Here is an 18,942-nt window from a genome sequence, read left to right as displayed (position 1 = left end):
CAGATTTGATGACCGATTCGGAGGCGCCGGGGTTCGAGCTACCGACTGTCCGAGCCCTGCGCGCGAGCCTCCCCGGCGACCGGTCGATCCCGGTCCGGCGCGAGAGCCGGATCACAGTCCCGGGCTGTCACGTTTCGGGTGGCCCAACCGTCTAGGTTTCGTCATCGACACGGCGATACGAGGAGGTGCGGCATGCGAGTGCTGCTGGCGGGAGCTACCGGCGCGATCGGGCGGCCGCTGACCCGGGCCCTGGTGGCAGCGGGGCACGAGGTGCTCGCGCTGGCGCGCAGCGAGCAGACCGCGCGCGCCGCAGCGGGTTTGGGGGCGCGGGCCGTCCGGGCCGATGCCATGGACCGGGACGGGCTGCTGCGGGCGGTGGCGGATGTGCGGGCGGACGCGGTCATCCATCAGCTCACGGCGCTGACCAAGCCCAAGCGCACCCTGGACGCGAACGATCCCAGCACCCTGCTGCGCACGGTCGGCACCACCCACCTGCTGGAGGCCGCCGAAGTCGTTGGCGCGCACCGCTTCCTCACGCAGTCGATGGCACTCGGCTACGGCTACACCGACCACGGGGATCGCGTGCTGACCGAGGCCGACCCCTTCGCCGTCGCCCATGGCAATGCCGCCGACCCGGTGATAGCCGGCCTCGACTCCACCGAGTCCCAGGTGTTCGGCAACCCCCGCGTCGAGGGAATCGCCCTGCGCTACGGCCTCTTCTACGGCCCCGGCACCTGGTTCGACCCCACCCCCGGCGCCCGCCCCACCCCGGTCCCGTGGCGCGGCGGCGGGACCGTCTCCTGGATCCACGTGCACGACGCCGCCACGGCGACGGTCGCCGCCCTCGAACACGCCACCCCCGGCCACGCCTACAACGTCGTCGACGACTCCCCCGCCACCTGGCTGGACCTGGCCACCGCGGCCCGCCCCACCGCCCGCCCCATCCGCCTCCCCGGCGCCCTCCTGCGCCGCATGGTCCCCTATTTCGGCCCCCTGATGCTCGACACGACCCTGCGCGCCTCCAACGCCAAGGCCCGCGCCGATCTCGGCTGGGCTCCGACCTACCCGACCTACCGCGAGGGCATGGCGGCCGGTGCGAGCGCGGTGCGATCCTGACTGCCGGGGAGAAGCGCGCAGCGCTGCTCGAGGCGCTCGCCGGCCGATAGGATTGCCGATACCCGGGCCGGGAGGGCCCGGCCCGAGGTTCGTGAGGTGGGGCGTCCGTTGACGAAAGAGCCGACCGGAGAGGTGGTTTCCGCACCGGAACCGAGCCCCGATTCGCCGACACCGCGCTGGCAGCGGACCATCTGGATCCTCGCCGTTCTGCTGCTCTTCGCGGCGGGAATCGCCGCGGTCGCGTTCAGGAACGACCAGTTCTATCGGCTGAGTCGCTTCTCGCCGTGGCTCTTACCGGTCTGCTGGACAGCGTCTTTCGCCCTTCTCGTGGGTTTTGCTCCACGCCTGGCTCCCACTCGCAAACCGGTGTGGCTGACCGCCGCCGCCCTTCTCGGCCTCCCGACCCTGCTCCTGTGGCCAGCGGTGCTGATCATGTCCGGATTCGACGATGGCCCGACCCAGGTCACGTCTGTCCAGCCCAGCCCCGACGGCCGCGTCCACGCGGTCACCGAGACCTACTGGAACTCGATCGACCCGTCCTGCCGGGTCTGGCTCCGCGAGCCCGGCGGCCTCTTCGCCCGCGAGGTCCTGGTCTGGCACCGCGTCGATTCCAACTGCCCCGAAGTCAGTTTCCCCACCCCCACGACGATCAGCATCACCTACTACCCCGACCGGCCACCCTTCACCACGACCTTCGACCCCGACAACATGCGGGTGACCGAAACCTTCGCCTGGCCCTAGTGAGCACGCGACGACTTTCACGCGCGAATGCCCGCGAGAGCGGATTCGGATACCAGATGCCTAACCCGAAACCGGCTCGGCCATCAACGTGCCAGCCGAGCGCCCGGGGAGTCGAGTCCCCGACCCTCGTCGCCCGGCGAAGTGATCAGCCGGGGATCTTCGATACCTTCACACAGGTCTTCGAGGCCATGTGGGTGAGCGGGAAGGACATCGTCGACGAATGAGCGTGGACGCGAGCGGGCTGCTCGAGATCGCCAGGCGGGCAGCGGATATCGGGGCCGAACTCCTGCGGACCTCGGCGCCGGGGCGGGTTGAGAAGAAGGGGGACCGGGACTTCGTCACGGAGGTCGACCGCCGGATTCAGCGGGCGATACGGGACTACCTCGCCGAGGCCACGCCGCATATCGACTTTCTGGGGGAAGAGTCCGGCACTGGCGGCGGGGACCCGGAACGATCCGAAGCCGTCTGGATTCTGGACCCGATCGACGGGACCTCGAATTTCATTCATGGACTGCCGCTTTCGGCGGTCTCGCTGGCGCTCGCCCAGGCCGGGGCGTCGACGATCGGCGTGATCGTGGCACCGTTCCTGGACCTGGAGTACTACGCCGCGAGCGGCGGTGGCGCGTACTGCAACGACCGCAGGATTCGAGTCAGCGACACCATCGAACTGAGCAATTCCATTGTCTCACTCGGCGATTACGCAACAGGTGCGGGCTCGTCCGACAGGAACGCGCGGCGGATCGCGCTCACCGCACGCCTCGCCGAGTCGGTCGAACGAGTCCGAATGTTCGGGACGGCGGCGCTCGATCTCGCATGGGTTGCCGAGGGGCGAACCGACGCCTGCGTCATCTCATCGAACAAACCGTGGGACACCGCGGCCGGGGTACTGATAGCCCGCGAGGCCGGAGCGATAGTCACCGACTTCGGCGGCGCTGCACACTCTTTCGCGTCTGCCGACACGGTGGCGGCAACCCCGGCGGTTTCCGCCCACCTATTGAAGCTCATCGAGCCGACCCCCAGCCGGTCCTGAACAGGCTCAGCGGTTCCGGGCCACCCGTGCGACGCGGGCGGAGGTGGCGGCGGGGGTGTTCATGCCCTTCTCGACCCGGCGGGTGAGGCGCCAAGTGACCACCTCACCCAAGGGCGTGTCGGGGGACTTGCGCCAACTCCGGGTGACCCACATGGACATCGTCGTGGTCAGGGACAGGTCGGCTACGGCGGCGGCATCGAGGGAGAGCGGGCCGGTCGCCGTCGCCAACTGCTGGGTTTCGCGGCGGCGGTCGGCGCGGTTGGGGACGCGTTTGTTGCGCGCGATGTTCTTGCGGGAGCTCTTGTCGTTCTCGCCGTAGGTGTTGCGGCGGTCGCGGGCGTACGAGAGGGCCTTCTTCTCCTGGGGGCTCTTGCGCGACATCGGGATCCGTCTCTGATCTGCTGCGGCCGGCACGGGCGGCCCGGAAGTTCGGGGGGCGTGGAGGCGGGGATCGAACCCGCGACCGTCACATTGCAGATGAGAGCTCTACCAACTGAGCTACTCCACGCCCCGTGAGAACCGTAGTGGGAGGGGCTGGGCGGGGCCACTGAATTCCGGTGCCGGGTGGCAGCTCAGACGGCGGCGGGCCGAGGCGAGCTGCGCCGAGGTGGTGGGCGTGGGCGGTGAGCGGGGCGCCAGGCCACATCATCAGCGCGGGACAGTTGATGGTGACCGCACAGTGTCCTTGAGCGCGTCCCGGCGAAACAACCGACCCCGCAACCGATTCCGGCGGCGGGGTCGCTGTTCGAGACAGGGTTCTCAGCCCAGATGCAGGCGCTTCATCAGCCGCAGTGTCATCAACGTGCTCTTGAGCTGCTTCTCGTACGGCATGCCCGCGCGCGCGGCCAGGATCTGCTTCTTCTGCACGCCGATGTTGATCGTGTCGGTGTACTTGAGAATCCCCGCGGCACCGTGCCGGGTGCCCACGCCGGACGCCTTGACCCCGCCCGAGGGTGTGCCCTTGGCCGCGTAGGTGGTCACGAAGCCGTCGTTGATGTTGATCGCGCCGGAGTCGATCTTGTTCGCGATGCGCCCGGCCCGCTCCAGATCCCCCGCCCACACACTGGCGTTGAGCCCGTACGCGGTGTCGTTGGCCAGGCGAATGCCCTCTTCGTCACTACCGAACTTGTAGATCGACACCACCGGCCCGAAGGTCTCGAGGGTGGCCAGCGACATGTCGGGGGTGACGCCGGTGAGCACGGTCGGCTCGTAGAACGCGGGGCCGATGTCGGGCCGGGGCTTGCCGCCGGTGACGATGGTCGCGCCCTTCTCGCGGGCCTCCTCGACGTGCGCGGAGACCCGCTCCATGTGCTCGACCGAGACGAGCGAACCGATTTCGGGATCGAAGTCGTAGGTGGCGCCCGCCTTGGCGCCCAGTTCTTCGGCCGCGGCGACGAAGCGGCGCACGAACTCGTCGTACACCTTGTCCTGCACGTAGATTCGCTCGATGTGCATGCACGCCTGCCCGGTGTTGCCGAACACCGCGAAGGTGGCGCTGGGGATGCACTCGTCGAGGTTCACGTCGTCGAGCACCAGCATCGGGTTCTTGCCGCCGAGTTCGAGCGAGCAGCCGATGAGGTTCTGCCCGGCCTGCGCGCCGATGGTGCGACCGGTGTTGGTGGAGCCGGTGAACATGACGAAGTCGACGTTGTCGATGATCGTCGGCCCGACGTCGGGCCCACCGCCGCACACGACCTGAACCAGCCCGCGCGGCAGGCCGGCCTTGTGCAGCAGTTCGATGCCGAACAGCGTGCACAGCGCGGTCTTGTTGTCCGGCTTGAGCACCAGGCCGTTGCCCGCCATGAGCGCCGGGGCGGAATCGGACATGGAGATGGCGAAGGGGAAGTTCCACGGCGCGATGACCGCGACGACGCCCTTGGGCCGGTGTTCCTCGGTGGAGCTGGTGATGACCGGCATGGGCCCGCTGCGCTTGCGGGAGCGCAGGGTCTTCTTCGCGGTCTTGAGGTAGTGCGCGATGACCATCGGGGTGTCGCACGCCTCTTCGATGGCCATGCGACGAGCCTTACCGCAGCCGATCTGAATCAGATCGGCGATGGTCTCGATCTCGGAGAGGATGAGTTCGTGTGCGCGTTCGAACACCTCGAGCCGCTGCTCGAGCGGCCGGCGGGCCCATTCGGCCTGGGCGGCGCGCGCGGTCTCGACCGCGAGCTGCACGTCCTCGGGCGAGGACTGCGGCAGCTGCCCGACGATGTCTCCGGTGTAGACCTCGATCATGTCGTACGGATCGCGGGCGTCGCCCGCCTTGCCCGCGGTAACCATGGCGGTGAGCCGGTTGACCAGGGATTCCGTGACGCGTGGGGGCAGCTTGGCCCGGGAGCCGCGCTGCGTGCTCGTTGTGCTCATGGCGTTCTCTCCATAACTTGCCGCCCGTGACGGCGGTCACCCATGATTCAAACTAGAACACGTTATTGTTCAGGACAACGGCGCGGGGTAGTTTCGTCCCCGAATCTGCGGAAAGAAAGGTCGGCGATGACGACAGCCACTGCTGAAACAAGTAGCAATACCGAGCCTCATGCTCTCGTGGAGAAGCGCGGGGCGACGCTCATCGTCACCATGAACCGCCCCAGCGCCCGCAACGCTCTCACCGGCGAGATGCTCGCCATCATGACAGCGGCGTGGGAGCGCGTCGACAGCGATCCGGAGATCCGCTCCTGCGTGCTGACCGGTGCGGGCGGCTCGTTCTGCGCAGGCGCGGACCTGAAGAACATGGCCAAGAACGATCCGAGCGCGGGCATGGCGGCCGGCAGCGCCTTCGATCCCACCCGCATGCCGGGCCTGCTCAAGGGCTACCGCCTGAGCAAGCCGCTCATCGCCGCGGTCGAGGGTCCCGCCATCGCCGGCGGCACCGAGATCCTGCAGGGCACCGACATCCGCATCGCCGGCGAGAGCGCCAAATTCGGTATCTCCGAAGCGAAGTGGAGCCTGTTCCCGATGGGCGGCTCGGCCGTGCGGCTGCCGCGCCAGATCCCGTACACCGTGGCCGCCGAGCTGCTGCTGACCGGCCGGCACATCACCGCCGCCGAGGCGCTGGGCTTCGGCCTGATCGGCCACGTGGTGCCGGACGGCACCGCGCTGGACAAGGCCCTCGAGATCGCCGAGCTGATCAACAACAACGGCCCGCTCGCGGTGCAGGCCATCCTGAAGGTCATCCGCGACACCGAGGGCATGCACGAGGAAGAGGCGTTCAAGATCGACGCCAAGGTCGGACTGCCGGTCTTCCGCAGCCAGGACGCCAAGGAGGGCCCGCGCGCCTTCGCCGAGAAGCGCAAGCCCAATTTCACCGGCCAGTAAGAACTTTGGGGCGACCCCCGAATGAGCGGGTCCGCCGGGTACGACCCGGCGGACCCGCGAACCCGGGCGCACCTCCACCCTGCAGGAGGTGCGCCTAACGGGCGATGAGCTCCTCGCCGAGGAAGCCACCCGACTGATGACTCCACAGCTGCGCGTACATCCCTTCCGCGTGCAGCAGGTCAGCGTGGGTGCCGGCTTCGACGATTCGCCCGTGATCGAGCACCACCAGCCGATCCATACCGGCCACGGTGCTCAACCGGTGCGCGACCACCAGCGCCGTACGCCCATCCATCAGTTCCCAGAGCGCCTGCTGCACCAGCTTCTCGCTCTCGGAATCGAGGGCGCTGGTGGCCTCGTCCAACAGCAGGATCGGCGCGTCCCGCAGGATCGCCCGCGCGAGGGCGACCCGCTGGCGTTGCCCGCCGGAGAGTTTCACCCCGCGCTCGCCGAGCAGGGTTTCCATGCCCTGCGGTAGCGATTCGGCGAACTCGGTGACGTGCGCGGCTTCGGCGGCCCGCTGGATGTCGGCGTCGGTGGCGCCGGGTCTGGCGAAGCGGATGTTCTCCCGCAGGGTGCGGTGGAACATGGCCGGATCCTGTGGCACGTAGGCGATCTGGCTGCGCAGGTCGTGCTGGCGCAGGCGCGAGATGTCCTGCCCGCCGATGCTGATCGTGCCGCCGTCGATGTCCATCATGCGCAGCAGCAGCTGGGTGAGCGTGGTCTTGCCGCCGCCCGAGCGCCCGACCAGGCCCAGCTTGGTCCCGGCGGGGACGTCCAGATCCAATCCGGTGAACAGCGGCTCGTTTCCCGCGTGCGCGAATTCGACCCGGTCGAATCGCACCCCGGACCCCGTGGGCCGCAAAGGTTCCGGATCCGGCGCGTCGACCACGGTCGGCGGCTTCAGCAGCAGTTCGGTGTACTGCGCCGCCTCGGTGAGCACCGTTTCCAGTCGCCGGTAGATCTGGTTGAACCGGAACATGATTCCGGTGGCGTTCCAGTAGTAGGTGAAGGCCACCATGATCACTTCGACGCGCGCGTGCCCGCCGCCGATGTTCACCGCGATGAGCAGGCCGAGCACATTGGTGATCACCACCAGCGGCACGATGGCGGTGTCGATGCGCAGGTTCGCGTAGTCCCAGGACCGAATGGCCTTGCGCCGCTGCCACGCGACCCGCCGCCGGTGTTCGGCCGCCTCCAGGGGTTCGGCCCCGAAGGCGCGCACCACCTGCATGTTGGCCAGGCTGTCGGCGACGTGCCCGGACACCAGCGCGATGGCCGCCTCGCGCTCGTCGACCAGCTCCTGCCGGCGCCGGATGAGCGGGGTGATGACCAGGCAGGTCAGCGCGATCATCCCGATCAGTACCACCACCAGCATCGGGTCGTAGCGCCACAGCACCACCGCCGCGAAGGTCAGCGGCAGCAGGGCGGCCACGATCTCGAAGGCGATGGTGTCGACGAACTGCTCGAAGCGGGTGGCGAAGCTCAGCGCCCGCTTGGTGAGCGATCCGGCGAAGTTGTCGTGGAAGAACGCCGCGTCCTTGGCCAGCAGTTCGTCCATGGCCGTGATGTAGAGGTCTTCGATGCCGTAGGCGTCCACCCGGTTGAGGCAGTGAATTCCTATGCGCCACAGGATTTCCGAAATCAGCAATATCGCGGCGAAGCCGATGACGAACGGCAGCAGCGCGTCCGCGCCGGAGTCGCCGCCCTCGGCCACCCGCCCGACGAGCACGGCGACCAGGAGCGCGGCGATGTAGTTCTGGCAGATGTTTCCCAGTGCCGGCGCCAGCATGGCTATGGCCGACAACAACTTTCGCTTCTTGAATTCCCGCCCGTAGTACCGCAGGACCAGTCCTATCGCGGGCGCGCGTGAGCTCATCCGTCCCCTCTCTCGAATGGTTTCCGAGCAGTGCAGAAGGGATATCGTCCCGCGCCCGCGAACGGCGGGCCAGCGATTATTAGCTGATAAGTAGCTATGGGAGAGTGGCGCTGGGCGATCGCAGAGCCCCGATCACCCAGCGCCGTTCGCGATTCACCGGTCGGAGCACGAGCCGGTGTCTCGCACGACGAATTACTCCGTCGGCTTGACCATGCGGGCCACGACCCGGCGCAGGACGCCGGGCGCGAAGCGCCGCACGAGGTAGGTGGGATAGGCCTGACCGGGGAAGACGAACAGCGGGTTGGCAGGCTTGGCCAGGGCACGCTCGAGCGCGTCGATCACATCCTCGGCGCGCATGCCGCTCGCACCACCCAGCACCGACGCGTTCTCCGCACGCACCTTGTCCAGGAACGCGGTCTCCACGACCGGCGGGCACAGCCCGAGCAGCCGGACCCCGCTGTCCTTCAGCTCGTAGGACAGGCTCTCGATGAAACCGATGACGGCGAACTTGGACGCCGAGTAGCCGGCCATGCCGGGTGAGGGCAGCCAGCCCGCGACCGAGGCGAACAGCACCACGGTCCCGGTCCCGGCCCGCTTCATGGCCGGTATGACCGCCTGGCACAGATTCACGGTGCCGATGTAGTTGACCTCGATCATCTTCTTCAGCTGTGCCACATCGTGATCCAGCGCCGAGGCGTGCACGTGCGCCATCCCCGCGGCGTGCACCAGCCGGTCGATGGTCCCGAGCTCGCCGCGCACCTTGTCGACCACGGCCCGCACCTGTTCGGGGTCCGAGACGTCGCAGAGGTAGGTGTGGGTGTTGGGCGAGCGATCCGCGGTGACCCGCAGGCCCTCGGGATCGATGTCGACGGCGGCGACCCGGTAGCCCGCGGCCGCCAGGCGCTGGGCGACGATGCGGCCCATGCCGCTGGCCGCGCCGGTGACGAGTGCGGTCCCGGTCATCGATCCACCCCGATCCGCAGGACGGTCGCGGCGTCCTCGAACGTCATCCGCAGGGCGCCGATCCGGCTGGAGAACAGCGCCCGCTTGGGTAGACCGAGGGCGCGCAATTGCGCGGCGACCGGGTGATCGCCGAGTTCGACGCGCGTACCGCCGGGCCGCCCGCGCACGTTGCTCGGGTCCATCAGCCACGGTGTGCGCCGCAGGGTCCCGTTGCGGGCGGTGTAGGCGTCGATGGACGCGCCGCCGGCACTGCCGGGCATGGGCAGGCCGTCGGCGACGCGCAGCCCGATCACGAACTGCCCGTCGATCCGCACCTCGCAGCGATGCCCGCCGCGCACCGGGGTGATGTCGATATCGGCCATGAGTTTGGGAAAGCCCCAGATCGACTGTCCCGCTTCGCAGGTGAAGCTCTGGTTGACCGGGAGCCAGTGGATGTAGGCCCCCGTGCCGTCCTTGCGCCCGGGCTGCCGCGCCATGAGCGAGAAGGCGAATTCGTGATACGGCCCGAGGTCGCCGTCGACGTAGCGCACGAAGGCCAGCGACAGCACCGCCCGCCCCAGGACCCGCAGCGGTTCCAGCCCGGTGCCCGCGAGCAGGTCGCGGGCCGCGTCGTGATCGACGAGGAACATGGCCGAACTCGCGTCGGCCTCTCGGATCCGCACCGGCATCCGGACCTGTTCGCCCAGTACGGTATGCGCCTCTGCCATCTCCAAATTAGAACAGGTTGCAGTGACTTACGCCATAGGTTCCGGCCAGGTATCCCAATGGCCGGACCCTACCGTGGCCTTCGATTCCAGAACCGGTTATCACACCTCGTGATCGGCGTCCCGGGATTCCGCGTGCGCCTTGGCCGCCCGATAGTCCGGTTTGCCGCTCGGGGTGCGCGCGACCGTGCCGACCACCCAGATCCGGCGCGGCAGTTTGTATCCCGCGAGATGGGCGCGCACGTGCTCGGCCAGCGCCGGGATGTCCACCGGCCCGGCCGCCGCCGAGATCACCGCCGCCACCTGCTGCCCCCAGCGCTCGTGCGGCAGGCCGATGACCACCGCGTCGTAGACGGCCGGATGCGCCTTGAGCACCGACTCGACCTCTTCCGGGAAGACCTTCTCGCCGCCGGTGTTGATCATCATGTTGCCGCGCCCGATGAGCGTGATGGAGCCGTCGTCCTCGACCCGCGCGCGATCGTCGGTGACGACCATGCGCCGTCCGTCGACGGTGCGGAAGAGCTTGCCGGTCTTGACCGGATCCTTGTAGTAGCCGATCGGGACGTTGCCGGTCTTGGCCAGCCAGCCCTCGTTCCCCGGCGCCACCGGCTGCCCCTGCTCGTCGACCACGACCGCGCCGCGGCCGGTGTTCACCCGGGGCGCCCGCGTGGGGTCGTCGTCCTTCTGCGCGAATCCGATACCGCCGAAACCGGTTTCGGAGGAGCCGATGGACTCGGTGACCAGGGTGCTCGGAAACAGTTCCAGCAGTTCGTTCTTCACCGGCTGGGTGAGCTGGGCGGCCCCGGAGCCGATGGACCACAGCGAGCCGGCGTCCACCGGCGCGGCGCGGTAGGCGTCGATGAGCGGGCGCGCGAGGGCGTCACCGGTGATAACCATGATGTTGGGCTGTTCCCGGGCCACGGTCGCCCAGACCCGCTCGGGATCGAAACGCGGCTCGAACAGCACCGTGTTGCCCGACCACAGCGCGGTGAAGGTGGGCATCAGCGCGGCGGCGTGAATGAGCGGCGGCAGCACGAACCAGCGGGTCGGCTGATTCTCGACCGCGGCGCGGGACTGCTGGTACTCGTCGGCCACGGGCTCGCCGGTGTAGAAGTCGATGCCACCGCCGAGCACCCGCCACATGTCCTCCTGACGCCACATGACGCCCTTGGGCAGGCCGGTGGTGCCGCCGGTGTACATGATGAAGAGGTCGTCGGCGCTGCGCTCGCCGAAATCGCGTTCCGGGGAACAGTTCTCGACGGCCCACTCGTACGGGGTCGAGCGGCTGAGGCGGCCGGACCCGCCCTGTTCGTCCTCGACCACCAGCGCGTGCCGCAGCCGGGGCAGCAGCGGGCGCACCTCTTCGATGACCGGGGCGTAGCAGCGGTGGTGGACCACCATCTCCAGATCGGCGTTGTCGTAGACGTAGCGCAGTTCCTCGGCCCGGTACCGATAGTTGATGTTGATCGGCACGGCCCGAATCTTGAAGCAGGCCAGCAGCGTTTCCAGGGTTTCGATGCCGTTGTGCATGTGGAAGCCGATGTGGGAGCCCGGGTTCGCGCCGGCGTCGAGGAAATGGTGCGCGAGCCGGTTGGCGCGGCGATCCAGTTCGGCGAAGGTGCGCCTGCGCTCGCCTTCGATGACCGCGAGGCGATCGGGGACGGCGTCGGCGGCGTGTTCGTACAGGTCGGCGAAGTTGCTGGCCACGGATATCACTTCTCCTCGGGCGCACCGCTTGTCGAGCTACCGGAAAGCGAGCGGCAGGGTGCGCCCCGAGCTGTGCGGGTGGTGCCGCTCCGCTGGTGAAACGGGTGATCGCTACCCCCGTAGCTTCCCCGAACGGACGGCGCCGAGGGCGATTTCGGCCGACAAAAGCCCGATCATCCCGCCCGCGAAGAAAGCGCTACCGCACCTGCACGCGCACCGGTAATTTCGCGAAGCCGCGCACGTTCACCGAGTGCACCCGTTCGCTGCCGGACCGCAGCTCGTAGGCCGCGACCCGATCGGTGAACTCCCGCAGCACGATTCCCGCCTCGAGCCGCGCCAGATGCGCGCCCAGGCAGAAGTGCACGCCGCGGCCGAAGCTGATGAGCCCGCCCTTGTCGGCGCGTTCGATGTCGAAGCGGTCGGGATCGTGGAAGGCCGACGCGTCCCGGTTGGCCGCGCCGATCAGCAGCAGCACCTTGGACCCCTGCGGCACCGTCCGGCCGTAGTACTCCAGATCGACCGCGGCGGTGCGCGCCAGGATCTGGCTCGACGCGTCGTAGCGCAGCGTCTCCTCGACCCAGTCCCCCACCAGCTCGGGCTGGGCCGCGGCCTTGGCGTACTGCTCCGGGTTGCGGCCCGCCCAGTACAGCGCGTTGCCGAGCAGTTTGGTGGTGGTCTCGTTGCCCGCCACCACCATGAGGAACATGAACCCGATGATCTCGTCGTCGGTGAGCTTGTCGCCGTCGGCCTCCACGTCCAGCAGGACCGAGGTCAGATCCTCGGTACGGCGCTTGCGGCGGAGGGCGAGCATGTCGGCGTAGTAGCCGATGAGGAAGATCGCGGCCTCCATGGCCGGGACCGGCACGTCGAGCACGCCCTCCTCGCGGTGGACGAGCACATCGGCCTGGCGCCGCAGTTCGGCGCGGTCGGCCTCGGGCACGCCGAGCAGTTCGGAGATGACGTCCATGGGCAGTTTGCCCGCGACCTCGTCGATCCAGTCGAATTCGCCCGTGGCCAGGGCGGGTTCGAGGTGGCGCAGGGTGATCTCGCGGATGCGATCGGTCATCTCGGTGACGCGGCGCGGGGTGAAGCCCTGGTAGACCAGTTTGCGCAGGCGCAGATGCGCGGGATCGTCCATGGCCAGGAAGGACATGGTGCGGTGCGCGTGCGGCCCCCAGGCGGCGGGGTCGAGCGAGACGCCGTTGGCGCTGGAGAGCCGGACGTTGTCGCGGAAGCCCGCGCCGACGTCGGCGTGCCGCGACAGCGCCCAGAAGTCGATCTCGGGATTGTGGTAGATCGGCGCCTCGGCGCGCAGGCGTTCGTAGATCGGGTACGGATCCTCGTGGACGCCGTAGTCGTACGGATCGAACTGCAGCGGCTCGAGGGATGCTGCGGTCATGGCGGGGTGCACCTGCTTTCGATAACGCGTTCATCGACGGTGATGAACGCCGCCCCGCCGTGGGACACCCAGCTGGACATGTGTCCGTACAGTACTGGCGCGGGACGCTCCTGACAATGCGCACCGGAAACTTCGCGGCGGCGGCGCTCCCAGAACTGAAACATGTTCTTGCGCGCCTTCCGAACCCGAACCTATAGTTCCGTACACGTGTCCGGACAGCGTGGGAGCCCTTTCTTCCACGACGAACGAGTGAATCGGTAAGGAACACAGCGAACAATGGCCGAGACCCCTTCCGTACGACCGCTGCACGCCGGCGAGGTCGAAACCTGGGACCAGACGGCCGATGTCGTCGTGATCGGATTCGGCGTCGCCGGGGCGTGCGCGGCCATCGAGGCCGCGCGCTCGGGAGCGGACACCCTGGTGCTCGAACGCACCGGCGGCTGGGGCGGCGCGGCCGCCATGTCCGGCGGCTTCATCTACCTCGGCGGCGGCACGCCGCTGCAGCGCGCCCTCGGCTTCGAGGACACCGCCGAGAACATGGAGAAGTTCCTGACCGCCGCGCTCGGACCGGGCGTGGACAAGGCCAAGATCCACGACTACTGCCAGGGCAGCGTGGAGCACTACGACTGGCTCGTCACCCAGGGCGTTCCGTTCAAGGAGGAGTTCTGGGGCGAACCCGGCTACGAGCCGCCCGCCGACCAGGGCCTGATGTACTCCGGCGGCGAGAACGCCGCGCCGTTCAACACCATCGCCGAACCCGCGCCGCGCGGGCACCTCGCCTGGACCCGGGACAAGAAACTGGGTGAGAAGGGCGGCGGCTACATGCTCATGGAGCCGCTCGCGCAGACCGCCGAAAAGCTCGGCGTCCGACACGAATACGACGTGCGCCTGCGCCGGCTCATCGTGGACGACTCCGGCCGGGTGGTCGGGGTCGCCGCCACCCGCTACGGCAAGCCGGTGCACGTGCGCGCCGAACGCGGCGTGGTGCTGGCCACCGGCAGTTTCGCCTACGCGCACGACATGGTCGAGCAGTTCGCGCCCAAGATCTTCGGCCGCCCCGCCGCCACCGTGGAGGAACACGACGGCATCGGCATCCGGGTCGCGCAGGCCCTGGGCGCGGACGTGGCGCACATGGACGCCACCGAGGTCGCCCTCATCGCGGACCCGCAGGTCATCGTGCGCGGCATCCTGGTGAACGGGCGCGGCCAGCGCTTCGTCACCGAGGACACCTACCCCGGGCGCATGGGCCAGGCCGTCCTGCAGGACCAGGACAATCAGGCGTACCTGATCATCGACGAGACCGCGCTGGAGGAGGCGTTCGAGACCCTGTCCGCCATGTCCTTCCTGCGCATCGCCCCGACCTGGGTGGCCGAGACGGTCGCCGAACTCGAAACCGAGATGGGGCTGCCCGAGCACACCCTGTCGAGCACCATCGACCTGTACAACCATCACGCGGCCGACGGCCGGGATCCGTTCCTGCACAAGAAGTCCGAATGGGTCAAGCCCATCGGCACCCCGCTGGGCGCGTACGACCTGCGCGGGTACACCGGCGGCTTCACCCTGGGCGGCCTGCGCACCGACCTGGACTCGCGCGTGCTGCACGTGGACGGCTCGGCGATCCCGGGGCTGTTCGCCGCGGGCCGGGTCACCTCCGGCATCTGCGCGGGCGGATACGCCTCGGGCTGCTCGCTGGGTGACGGCAGCTTCTACGGCCGTCGCGCGGGCGTGGCCGCCGCGAAGAACAACTGAGAGGGAATCGCCACCATGCGATACGGCATCGTCCAGTTCACCAGCGACCGCGGCATGACCCCGGCGGTACTGGCCAAGGCGGCCGAGGAGCGCGGGTTCCGCTCGTTCTTCGTGCCCGAGCACACCCACATCCCGGTCAAACGCGAAGCGGCGCACCCGCTCACGGGCGGCGCGGAGCTGCCCGACGACCGGTACACCCGCACCCTGGACCCGTGGGTGGCCCTGGCCACCGCGGCCGCGGTCACCTCGAGCATCGAACTGTCCACCGCGGTGGCGCTGCCCACCGAGAGCGACCCCATCACCCTCGCCAAGACCATCGCGACGCTGGATCACCTGTCCGGCGGCCGGGTCACCGTGGGCGCGGGCTTCGGGTGGAACACCGACGAGCTCAGCGATCACGGCATCCCCGGCAACAAGCGCCGCACCGCGCTGCGCGAGTACATGGAGGCCATGCGCGCGCTGTGGACCCAGGAGGAGGCGAGCTACGACGGCGAGTTCGTGTCCTTCGGACCGAGCTGGGCCTGGCCCAAGCCGGTGCAGTCGCACGTGCCGCTGCTGATCGGCGCGGGCGGCACCGACAAGACCTTCAAGTGGATCGCCAAGTCGGCGGACGGCTGGATCACCACGCCGTACGAATCCGACGTGCAGGCATCGACCGCGCTGCTCTACAAGCACTGGAGCGAGGCCGGGCGCACCGGCACCCCGCGCGTGGTCGCCCTGGACGGCAAGCCCGATCCGGAGAAGCTCACCCGCTGGGCCGCGGCCGGGGTGACCGACGCGCTGTACGGCGTCCCGGAGAAGTCCGACGACGAGATCTTCGCCTACCTGGATCGTCTCGCCGCCAAGCTCGAAGCCTTCGGCATCGGGCACTGAGCGCGCCGGCGCCCTCGAATACCACTCTCCCCCGGTAACTTTCGCCTGCCCCCGAAAGGCTGTGACGTGCGTATAGCCCTGCTGTCCTACCGCAGTAAGACCCACTGTGGGGGGCAGGGCGTCTACGTGCGCTACCTCAGCCGGGGTCTGGCGGAACTGGGCCACGAGGTCGAGGTGTTCTCGGGGCAGCCCTATCCCGAGCACCTCGACCCGCGCGTGCGGCTCACCGAGGTGCCGAGCCTGGACCTGTACCGCGACGAGGATCCGTTCCGGACCCCGGCGCTCGCCGAGATCCGGGACGGGGTCGACCTGCTCGAGCTCGCCACCATGTGGACGGCGGGTTTCCCCGAACCGCGCACGTTCAGCCTGCGGGCGGCGCGCCTGCTGCGCGAGCGCGCGGCGGAATTCGATGTGGTGCACGACAATCAGTGCCTGGGCTCGGGACTGCTCGACATCGCCGGGCACCTGCCGCTGGTGGCGACGATCCACCACCCCATCACCCGGGACCGGGCGGTGGATCTGGCGGCCGCGCCGTGGCGGCGAAAACCGTTCCTGCGCCGCTGGTACGGCTTCCTCGGCATGCAGCGGCGGGTGGCCCGGCAGATCCCGGAGCTGATCACCGTCTCCTCCTCCTCGGCCGCCGACATCGTCACCGACTTCGGGGTCCGGCCCGAGCAGCTGCGCACCGTGCCGCTCGGGGTGGACACCGACCTGTTCCGGCCCCGGGAACAGCCGCGCGTGCCCGGCCGGATCGTCGCGGTGGCCAGTGCCGACAAGCCGCTCAAGGGCATCGCGCATCTGCTGCACGCCATCGCGCGGCTGCGCGGGGAGCACGCGGCGCGGCCGGGCGGGGACCGCGAACTCGAACTGCGGCTGGTCGCCCGGCTGGAACCGAACGGGCCGACCGAGAAGCTCATCGCCGAACTCGGCCTCGCCGACATCGTCACCGCGGTCAGCGGCCTGTCCGACACCGAACTCGCCGAGCTGCTGGCCTCGGCCGACATCGCCTGCATTCCCTCGATGTACGAGGGCTTCTCGCTGCCCGCGGTGGAGGCCATGGCCAGCGGCACGCCGCTGGTGGCCAGTCGCGCGGGTGCGCTGCCGGAGGTGACCGGCGACTGCGCGGAACTGGTGGAACCCGGCAATGTCGGCGAATTGACCGCCGTACTGGGCGAACTGCTCGACTCACCCGAGCGACGGCACGCGCTCGGCCGCGCCGGACGCCACCGGGCGCTCACCATTTTCAGCTGGGAAGCCGTTGCCGCGCAGACGGTGTCCGTGTACGAACATGCCATTGCCCGTCACGGATCACGCCCGGCGATCGCCGGAATCGGTATCCGCCCCGCCAGCCCCCAGGAGGCGCACACATGCTGACCGTCGACTTCGATCGCCTGGGCGTCGGCCCGGGCACCCGCGTCATCGATGTGGGGTGCGGGGCCGGTCGGCATTCGTTCGAGGCGTATCGCCGGGGCGCGGACATCGTGGCCTTCGACCAGAACGCCGGCGATCTGGCCGAGGTGGAGACCATGTTCGCGGCCATGGCCGAGGTCGGGGAGGCCCCCGAGTACGCCAAGGCCGAGGCGGTGCGCGGCGACGCGCTCGACCTGCCCTACGGCGAGGGCGAGTTCGACGTGGTCATCGCCTCGGAGATCCTCGAGCACGTGCCGCAGGACGGCCGAGCCATCGCCGAACTGGTGCGCGTGCTCAAACCCGGTGGCTCCCTGGCCATCACGGTGCCGCGCTGGCTGCCCGAGCGCATCTGCTGGGCGCTCTCGGACAAGTATCACGCCAACGAGGGCGGGCACGTACGCATCTACCGCGCCGACGAACTGCGCGCCATGGTCACCGCGCGCGGCGTGCGGTTCATCCACAGCTCGCACGCGCACGCCCTGCACGCGCCGTACTGGTGGCTCAAGTGCGCGGTCGGGGTCGACAACGACAAGCACCCGCTGGTCAGCGCGTATCACCGAATGCTGGTGTGGGACATGATGTCCGCGCCCCAGCTCACCCGCACCGCCGAACGGCTGCTCGATCCGCTGATCGGCAAGAGCGTGGCGCTGTACTTCGCGAAGCCGGCGGTCCGCAGTGCCGCCCGCTGACCTACCCGAGATCCCCGGGGTCCTGAGCGCCCACCAGGCGCTGCGCACCGCCGAGGCCATCGCGGCCACCCAGGAACCCGACGGTGCGCTGCCCTGGTTCCCCGGCGGGCACACCGACCCCTGGGATCACCTCGAGAACGCCATGGCGCTCACCGTCGCGGGCCTGTGGGAGCAGGCGCGCGCGGCCTACCTGTGGTCGGCGAAAACCCAGCGCGCGGACGGCTCCTGGCCGATGCAGTTCCGCGCCGGGGTGATCGAGAACCACGACAGCGACACCAATTTCTGCGCCTACCTGGCTACGGGGGTGCTGCACTACCTCGCCGCCACCGGCGACGCCGAGTTCGCGGACGAGATGTGGCCGGTGGTGCGGTCCGGCATCGACTTCGTGCTGGCCGCCCAGCGCGGGCGATTCGGCGAGATCCACTGGTCCGTCACCGATTCGGGCACGTCGGGCGAGGCGCTGCTCACCGGTTGTTCCAGCATCTTCCACAGTCTGCGCTGCGCGCTGGCGCTGGCCGCGCACGCCCGCGATCCGCAGCCCGGGTGGGAGGTGGCCGCGCTGCGGCTCGGTCACGCCCTGCGCGCGCACCCCGAGGCCTTCCTGGACAAGGACCGCTACTCCATGGATTGGTACTACCCGATCCTGGGCGGCGCGATCCGGGGCCGCGCCGGATACGACCGGATCGCGGCCCGCTGGGACGATTTCGTCGTCCCAGGCCTGGGCATCCGCTGCGTCTCGGATCAGCCGTGGGTCACCGGCGCCGAGACCTGTGAGCTGGTGCTGGCCCTGGACGCCCTCGGCGATCACCGCCGCGCCCTGGAGCTGTTCACGAACATGCAGCATCTGCGCGAGGCCGACGGCTCCTACTGGACCGGCCTGGTCTTCGCCGACGGCAAACGCTGGCCCGAGGAACGCACCACCTGGACCGCCGCCGCGATGCTGCTGGCCGCCGACGCCCTGTCCCGAACCACCCCCGCCAACAACATCTTTCGCGACCTGCTCCCCCCGCCGACGATCACCACCCGCACCTGCGACTGCGCCGCGACCCTCCCGCGCGCCTGACCCCGCACCGTCGACCGCCGAATTATCGGTGCCCGCACCCTGATTCGCGGTACCACCGGAATCGGCGAGCCGACCGGGTGACCGCAGGTTCCCATGTCCGGGCGCGATGGAGCGGCAGCAGCAGCGGATGGCTGCGCCGGGGCACCGAGCATGGTGGCCTGCCCGTTCATCGCTACAGGCTTGTCTCGCCGAACTCCGCTCAGGGCGGGTCGGCGGTGCAAGCGGGATAGACGGGGCCCGGCATCGCGGTGGCAACCGAAATATCCCGCCTGCCACCGGGTGCGCCGCGCCGACGTCCGGGGCGGGTACG

The 18,942-nt window shown here is 69.2% G+C and carries 16 protein-coding genes and 1 tRNA gene; 9 read left to right on the top strand and 8 right to left on the bottom strand.

Translation table 11 applies throughout. From position 1 onward, the window contains the following. Nucleotides 1-192 precede the first annotated feature (192 nt). The 3 genes from ACWIGI_RS23970 (at nucleotide 193) to ACWIGI_RS23960 (ending at nucleotide 2,887) form a co-directional block, all read left to right on the top strand. The gene (locus ACWIGI_RS23970) at nucleotides 193-1,116 is read left to right on the top strand and encodes an NAD-dependent epimerase/dehydratase family protein (RefSeq protein ID WP_454204680.1); all 924 of its coding nucleotides are present in this window, start codon (nucleotides 193-195) and stop codon (nucleotides 1,114-1,116) included. A gap of 108 nt (nucleotides 1,117-1,224) precedes the next feature. Further along, nucleotides 1,225-1,857 carry a hypothetical protein gene (locus ACWIGI_RS23965; RefSeq protein ID WP_454204679.1) on the top strand — a complete coding sequence of 211 codons (633 nt, stop codon included), beginning with the start codon at nucleotides 1,225-1,227 and terminating at the stop codon, nucleotides 1,855-1,857. Between the two features lie 220 nt (nucleotides 1,858-2,077). Continuing rightward, a complete protein-coding gene (locus tag ACWIGI_RS23960; RefSeq protein ID WP_454204678.1) occupies nucleotides 2,078-2,887 on the top strand; it encodes an inositol monophosphatase family protein in 810 nt (269 codons plus the stop codon). 6 nt (nucleotides 2,888-2,893) lie between these two features. Here the strand turns inward: ACWIGI_RS23960 and ACWIGI_RS23955 are convergent, their stop codons facing one another. From ACWIGI_RS23955 to ACWIGI_RS23945, 3 genes are all read right to left on the bottom strand, one after another. Further along, entirely contained in the window at nucleotides 2,894-3,268 is a 375-nt protein-coding gene (locus ACWIGI_RS23955) for a hypothetical protein (protein WP_454204677.1), read from the bottom strand. A 55-nt stretch (nucleotides 3,269-3,323) separates the two neighbouring features. Further along, a tRNA-Ala gene (locus tag ACWIGI_RS23950) sits at nucleotides 3,324-3,395 on the bottom strand. 251 nt (nucleotides 3,396-3,646) lie between these two features. Then, nucleotides 3,647-5,251: a succinic semialdehyde dehydrogenase gene (locus ACWIGI_RS23945; RefSeq protein ID WP_454204676.1), complete on the bottom strand. Its 1,605-nt coding sequence runs from the start codon at nucleotides 5,249-5,251 to the stop codon at nucleotides 3,647-3,649. Between the two features lie 126 nt (nucleotides 5,252-5,377). On the opposite strand from ACWIGI_RS23945, the gene ACWIGI_RS23940 reads away from it, so the two are divergent. Then, entirely contained in the window at nucleotides 5,378-6,199 is an 822-nt protein-coding gene (locus ACWIGI_RS23940) for a crotonase/enoyl-CoA hydratase family protein (protein ID WP_454204675.1), read from the top strand. 94 nt (nucleotides 6,200-6,293) lie between these two features. Here ACWIGI_RS23940 and ACWIGI_RS23935 read toward each other — a convergent pair whose 3' ends face one another. From ACWIGI_RS23935 to ACWIGI_RS23915, 5 genes are all read right to left on the bottom strand, one after another. Further along, nucleotides 6,294-8,075, bottom strand: a complete 1,782-nt coding sequence (locus ACWIGI_RS23935) for an ABC transporter ATP-binding protein (protein WP_454204674.1) — start codon at nucleotides 8,073-8,075, stop codon at nucleotides 6,294-6,296. A gap of 192 nt (nucleotides 8,076-8,267) precedes the next feature. Then, nucleotides 8,268-9,038: an SDR family NAD(P)-dependent oxidoreductase gene (locus ACWIGI_RS23930; RefSeq protein WP_454204673.1), complete on the bottom strand. Its 771-nt coding sequence runs from the start codon at nucleotides 9,036-9,038 to the stop codon at nucleotides 8,268-8,270. Beyond that, entirely contained in the window at nucleotides 9,035-9,745 is a 711-nt protein-coding gene (locus tag ACWIGI_RS23925; RefSeq protein ID WP_454204672.1) for an acetoacetate decarboxylase family protein, read from the bottom strand. The genes ACWIGI_RS23930 and ACWIGI_RS23925 overlap by 4 nt, the downstream gene beginning before the upstream one ends. Nucleotides 9,746-9,844: 99 nt before the next feature. Next, the gene (locus ACWIGI_RS23920; protein WP_454204671.1) at nucleotides 9,845-11,449 is read right to left on the bottom strand and encodes an acyl-CoA synthetase; all 1,605 of its coding nucleotides are present in this window, start codon (nucleotides 11,447-11,449) and stop codon (nucleotides 9,845-9,847) included. Nucleotides 11,450-11,645: 196 nt separating this feature from the next. After that, nucleotides 11,646-12,848, bottom strand: a complete 1,203-nt coding sequence (locus ACWIGI_RS23915; RefSeq protein WP_454204670.1) for a cytochrome P450 — start codon at nucleotides 12,846-12,848, stop codon at nucleotides 11,646-11,648. Nucleotides 12,849-13,124: 276 nt separating this feature from the next. On the opposite strand from ACWIGI_RS23915, the gene ACWIGI_RS23910 reads away from it, so the two are divergent. The 5 genes from ACWIGI_RS23910 (at nucleotide 13,125) to ACWIGI_RS23890 (ending at nucleotide 18,632) form a co-directional block, all read left to right on the top strand. Next, nucleotides 13,125-14,597 (top strand): FAD-dependent oxidoreductase, encoded by a 1,473-nt coding sequence (locus ACWIGI_RS23910; protein ID WP_454204669.1) that lies wholly within the window; start codon nucleotides 13,125-13,127, stop codon nucleotides 14,595-14,597. 15 nt (nucleotides 14,598-14,612) lie between these two features. Next, nucleotides 14,613-15,470 (top strand): LLM class F420-dependent oxidoreductase, encoded by an 858-nt coding sequence (locus ACWIGI_RS23905; protein ID WP_454204668.1) that lies wholly within the window; start codon nucleotides 14,613-14,615, stop codon nucleotides 15,468-15,470. Nucleotides 15,471-15,536: 66 nt separating this feature from the next. Next, nucleotides 15,537-16,844, top strand: coding sequence for a glycosyltransferase family 4 protein (locus ACWIGI_RS23900; RefSeq protein WP_454204667.1), 1,308 nt, complete (start codon nucleotides 15,537-15,539; stop codon nucleotides 16,842-16,844). Next, complete coding sequence (locus tag ACWIGI_RS23895; RefSeq protein ID WP_454204666.1) at nucleotides 16,838-17,569, top strand: class I SAM-dependent methyltransferase; 732 nt, start codon at nucleotides 16,838-16,840, stop codon at nucleotides 17,567-17,569. The genes ACWIGI_RS23900 and ACWIGI_RS23895 overlap by 7 nt, the downstream gene beginning before the upstream one ends. Beyond that, nucleotides 17,556-18,632 carry a prenyltransferase gene (locus tag ACWIGI_RS23890; protein WP_454204665.1) on the top strand — a complete coding sequence of 359 codons (1,077 nt, stop codon included), beginning with the start codon at nucleotides 17,556-17,558 and terminating at the stop codon, nucleotides 18,630-18,632. The genes ACWIGI_RS23895 and ACWIGI_RS23890 overlap by 14 nt, the downstream gene beginning before the upstream one ends. Nucleotides 18,633-18,942 lie beyond the last annotated feature (310 nt).

The sequence above is a fragment of the Nocardia sp. NPDC055321 genome (genome assembly GCF_053645575.1).
The sequence above is the reverse complement of the archived record's forward strand: the minus strand, read 5'-3'. Positions and strand labels throughout refer to the sequence as shown.

Coding starts and splice junctions, on each gene's coding strand:
- ACWIGI_RS23970 (WP_454204680.1), top strand. CDS start 193: ATGCGAGTGCTGCTGGCGGGAGCTACCGGCGCGATCGGGCGGCCGCTG.
- ACWIGI_RS23910 (WP_454204669.1), top strand. CDS start 13,125: ATGGCCGAGACCCCTTCCGTACGACCGCTGCACGCCGGCGAGGTCGAA.
- ACWIGI_RS23930 (WP_454204673.1), bottom strand. CDS start 9,038: ATGACCGGGACCGCACTCGTCACCGGCGCGGCCAGCGGCATGGGCCGC.
- ACWIGI_RS23960 (WP_454204678.1), top strand. CDS start 2,078: ATGAGCGTGGACGCGAGCGGGCTGCTCGAGATCGCCAGGCGGGCAGCG.
- ACWIGI_RS23935 (WP_454204674.1), bottom strand. CDS start 8,075: ATGAGCTCACGCGCGCCCGCGATAGGACTGGTCCTGCGGTACTACGGG.
- ACWIGI_RS23940 (WP_454204675.1), top strand. CDS start 5,378: ATGACGACAGCCACTGCTGAAACAAGTAGCAATACCGAGCCTCATGCT.
- ACWIGI_RS23895 (WP_454204666.1), top strand. CDS start 16,838: ATGCTGACCGTCGACTTCGATCGCCTGGGCGTCGGCCCGGGCACCCGC.
- ACWIGI_RS23915 (WP_454204670.1), bottom strand. CDS start 12,848: ATGACCGCAGCATCCCTCGAGCCGCTGCAGTTCGATCCGTACGACTAC.
- ACWIGI_RS23905 (WP_454204668.1), top strand. CDS start 14,613: ATGCGATACGGCATCGTCCAGTTCACCAGCGACCGCGGCATGACCCCG.
- ACWIGI_RS23925 (WP_454204672.1), bottom strand. CDS start 9,745: ATGGCAGAGGCGCATACCGTACTGGGCGAACAGGTCCGGATGCCGGTG.
- ACWIGI_RS23945 (WP_454204676.1), bottom strand. CDS start 5,251: ATGAGCACAACGAGCACGCAGCGCGGCTCCCGGGCCAAGCTGCCCCCA.
- ACWIGI_RS23955 (WP_454204677.1), bottom strand. CDS start 3,268: ATGTCGCGCAAGAGCCCCCAGGAGAAGAAGGCCCTCTCGTACGCCCGC.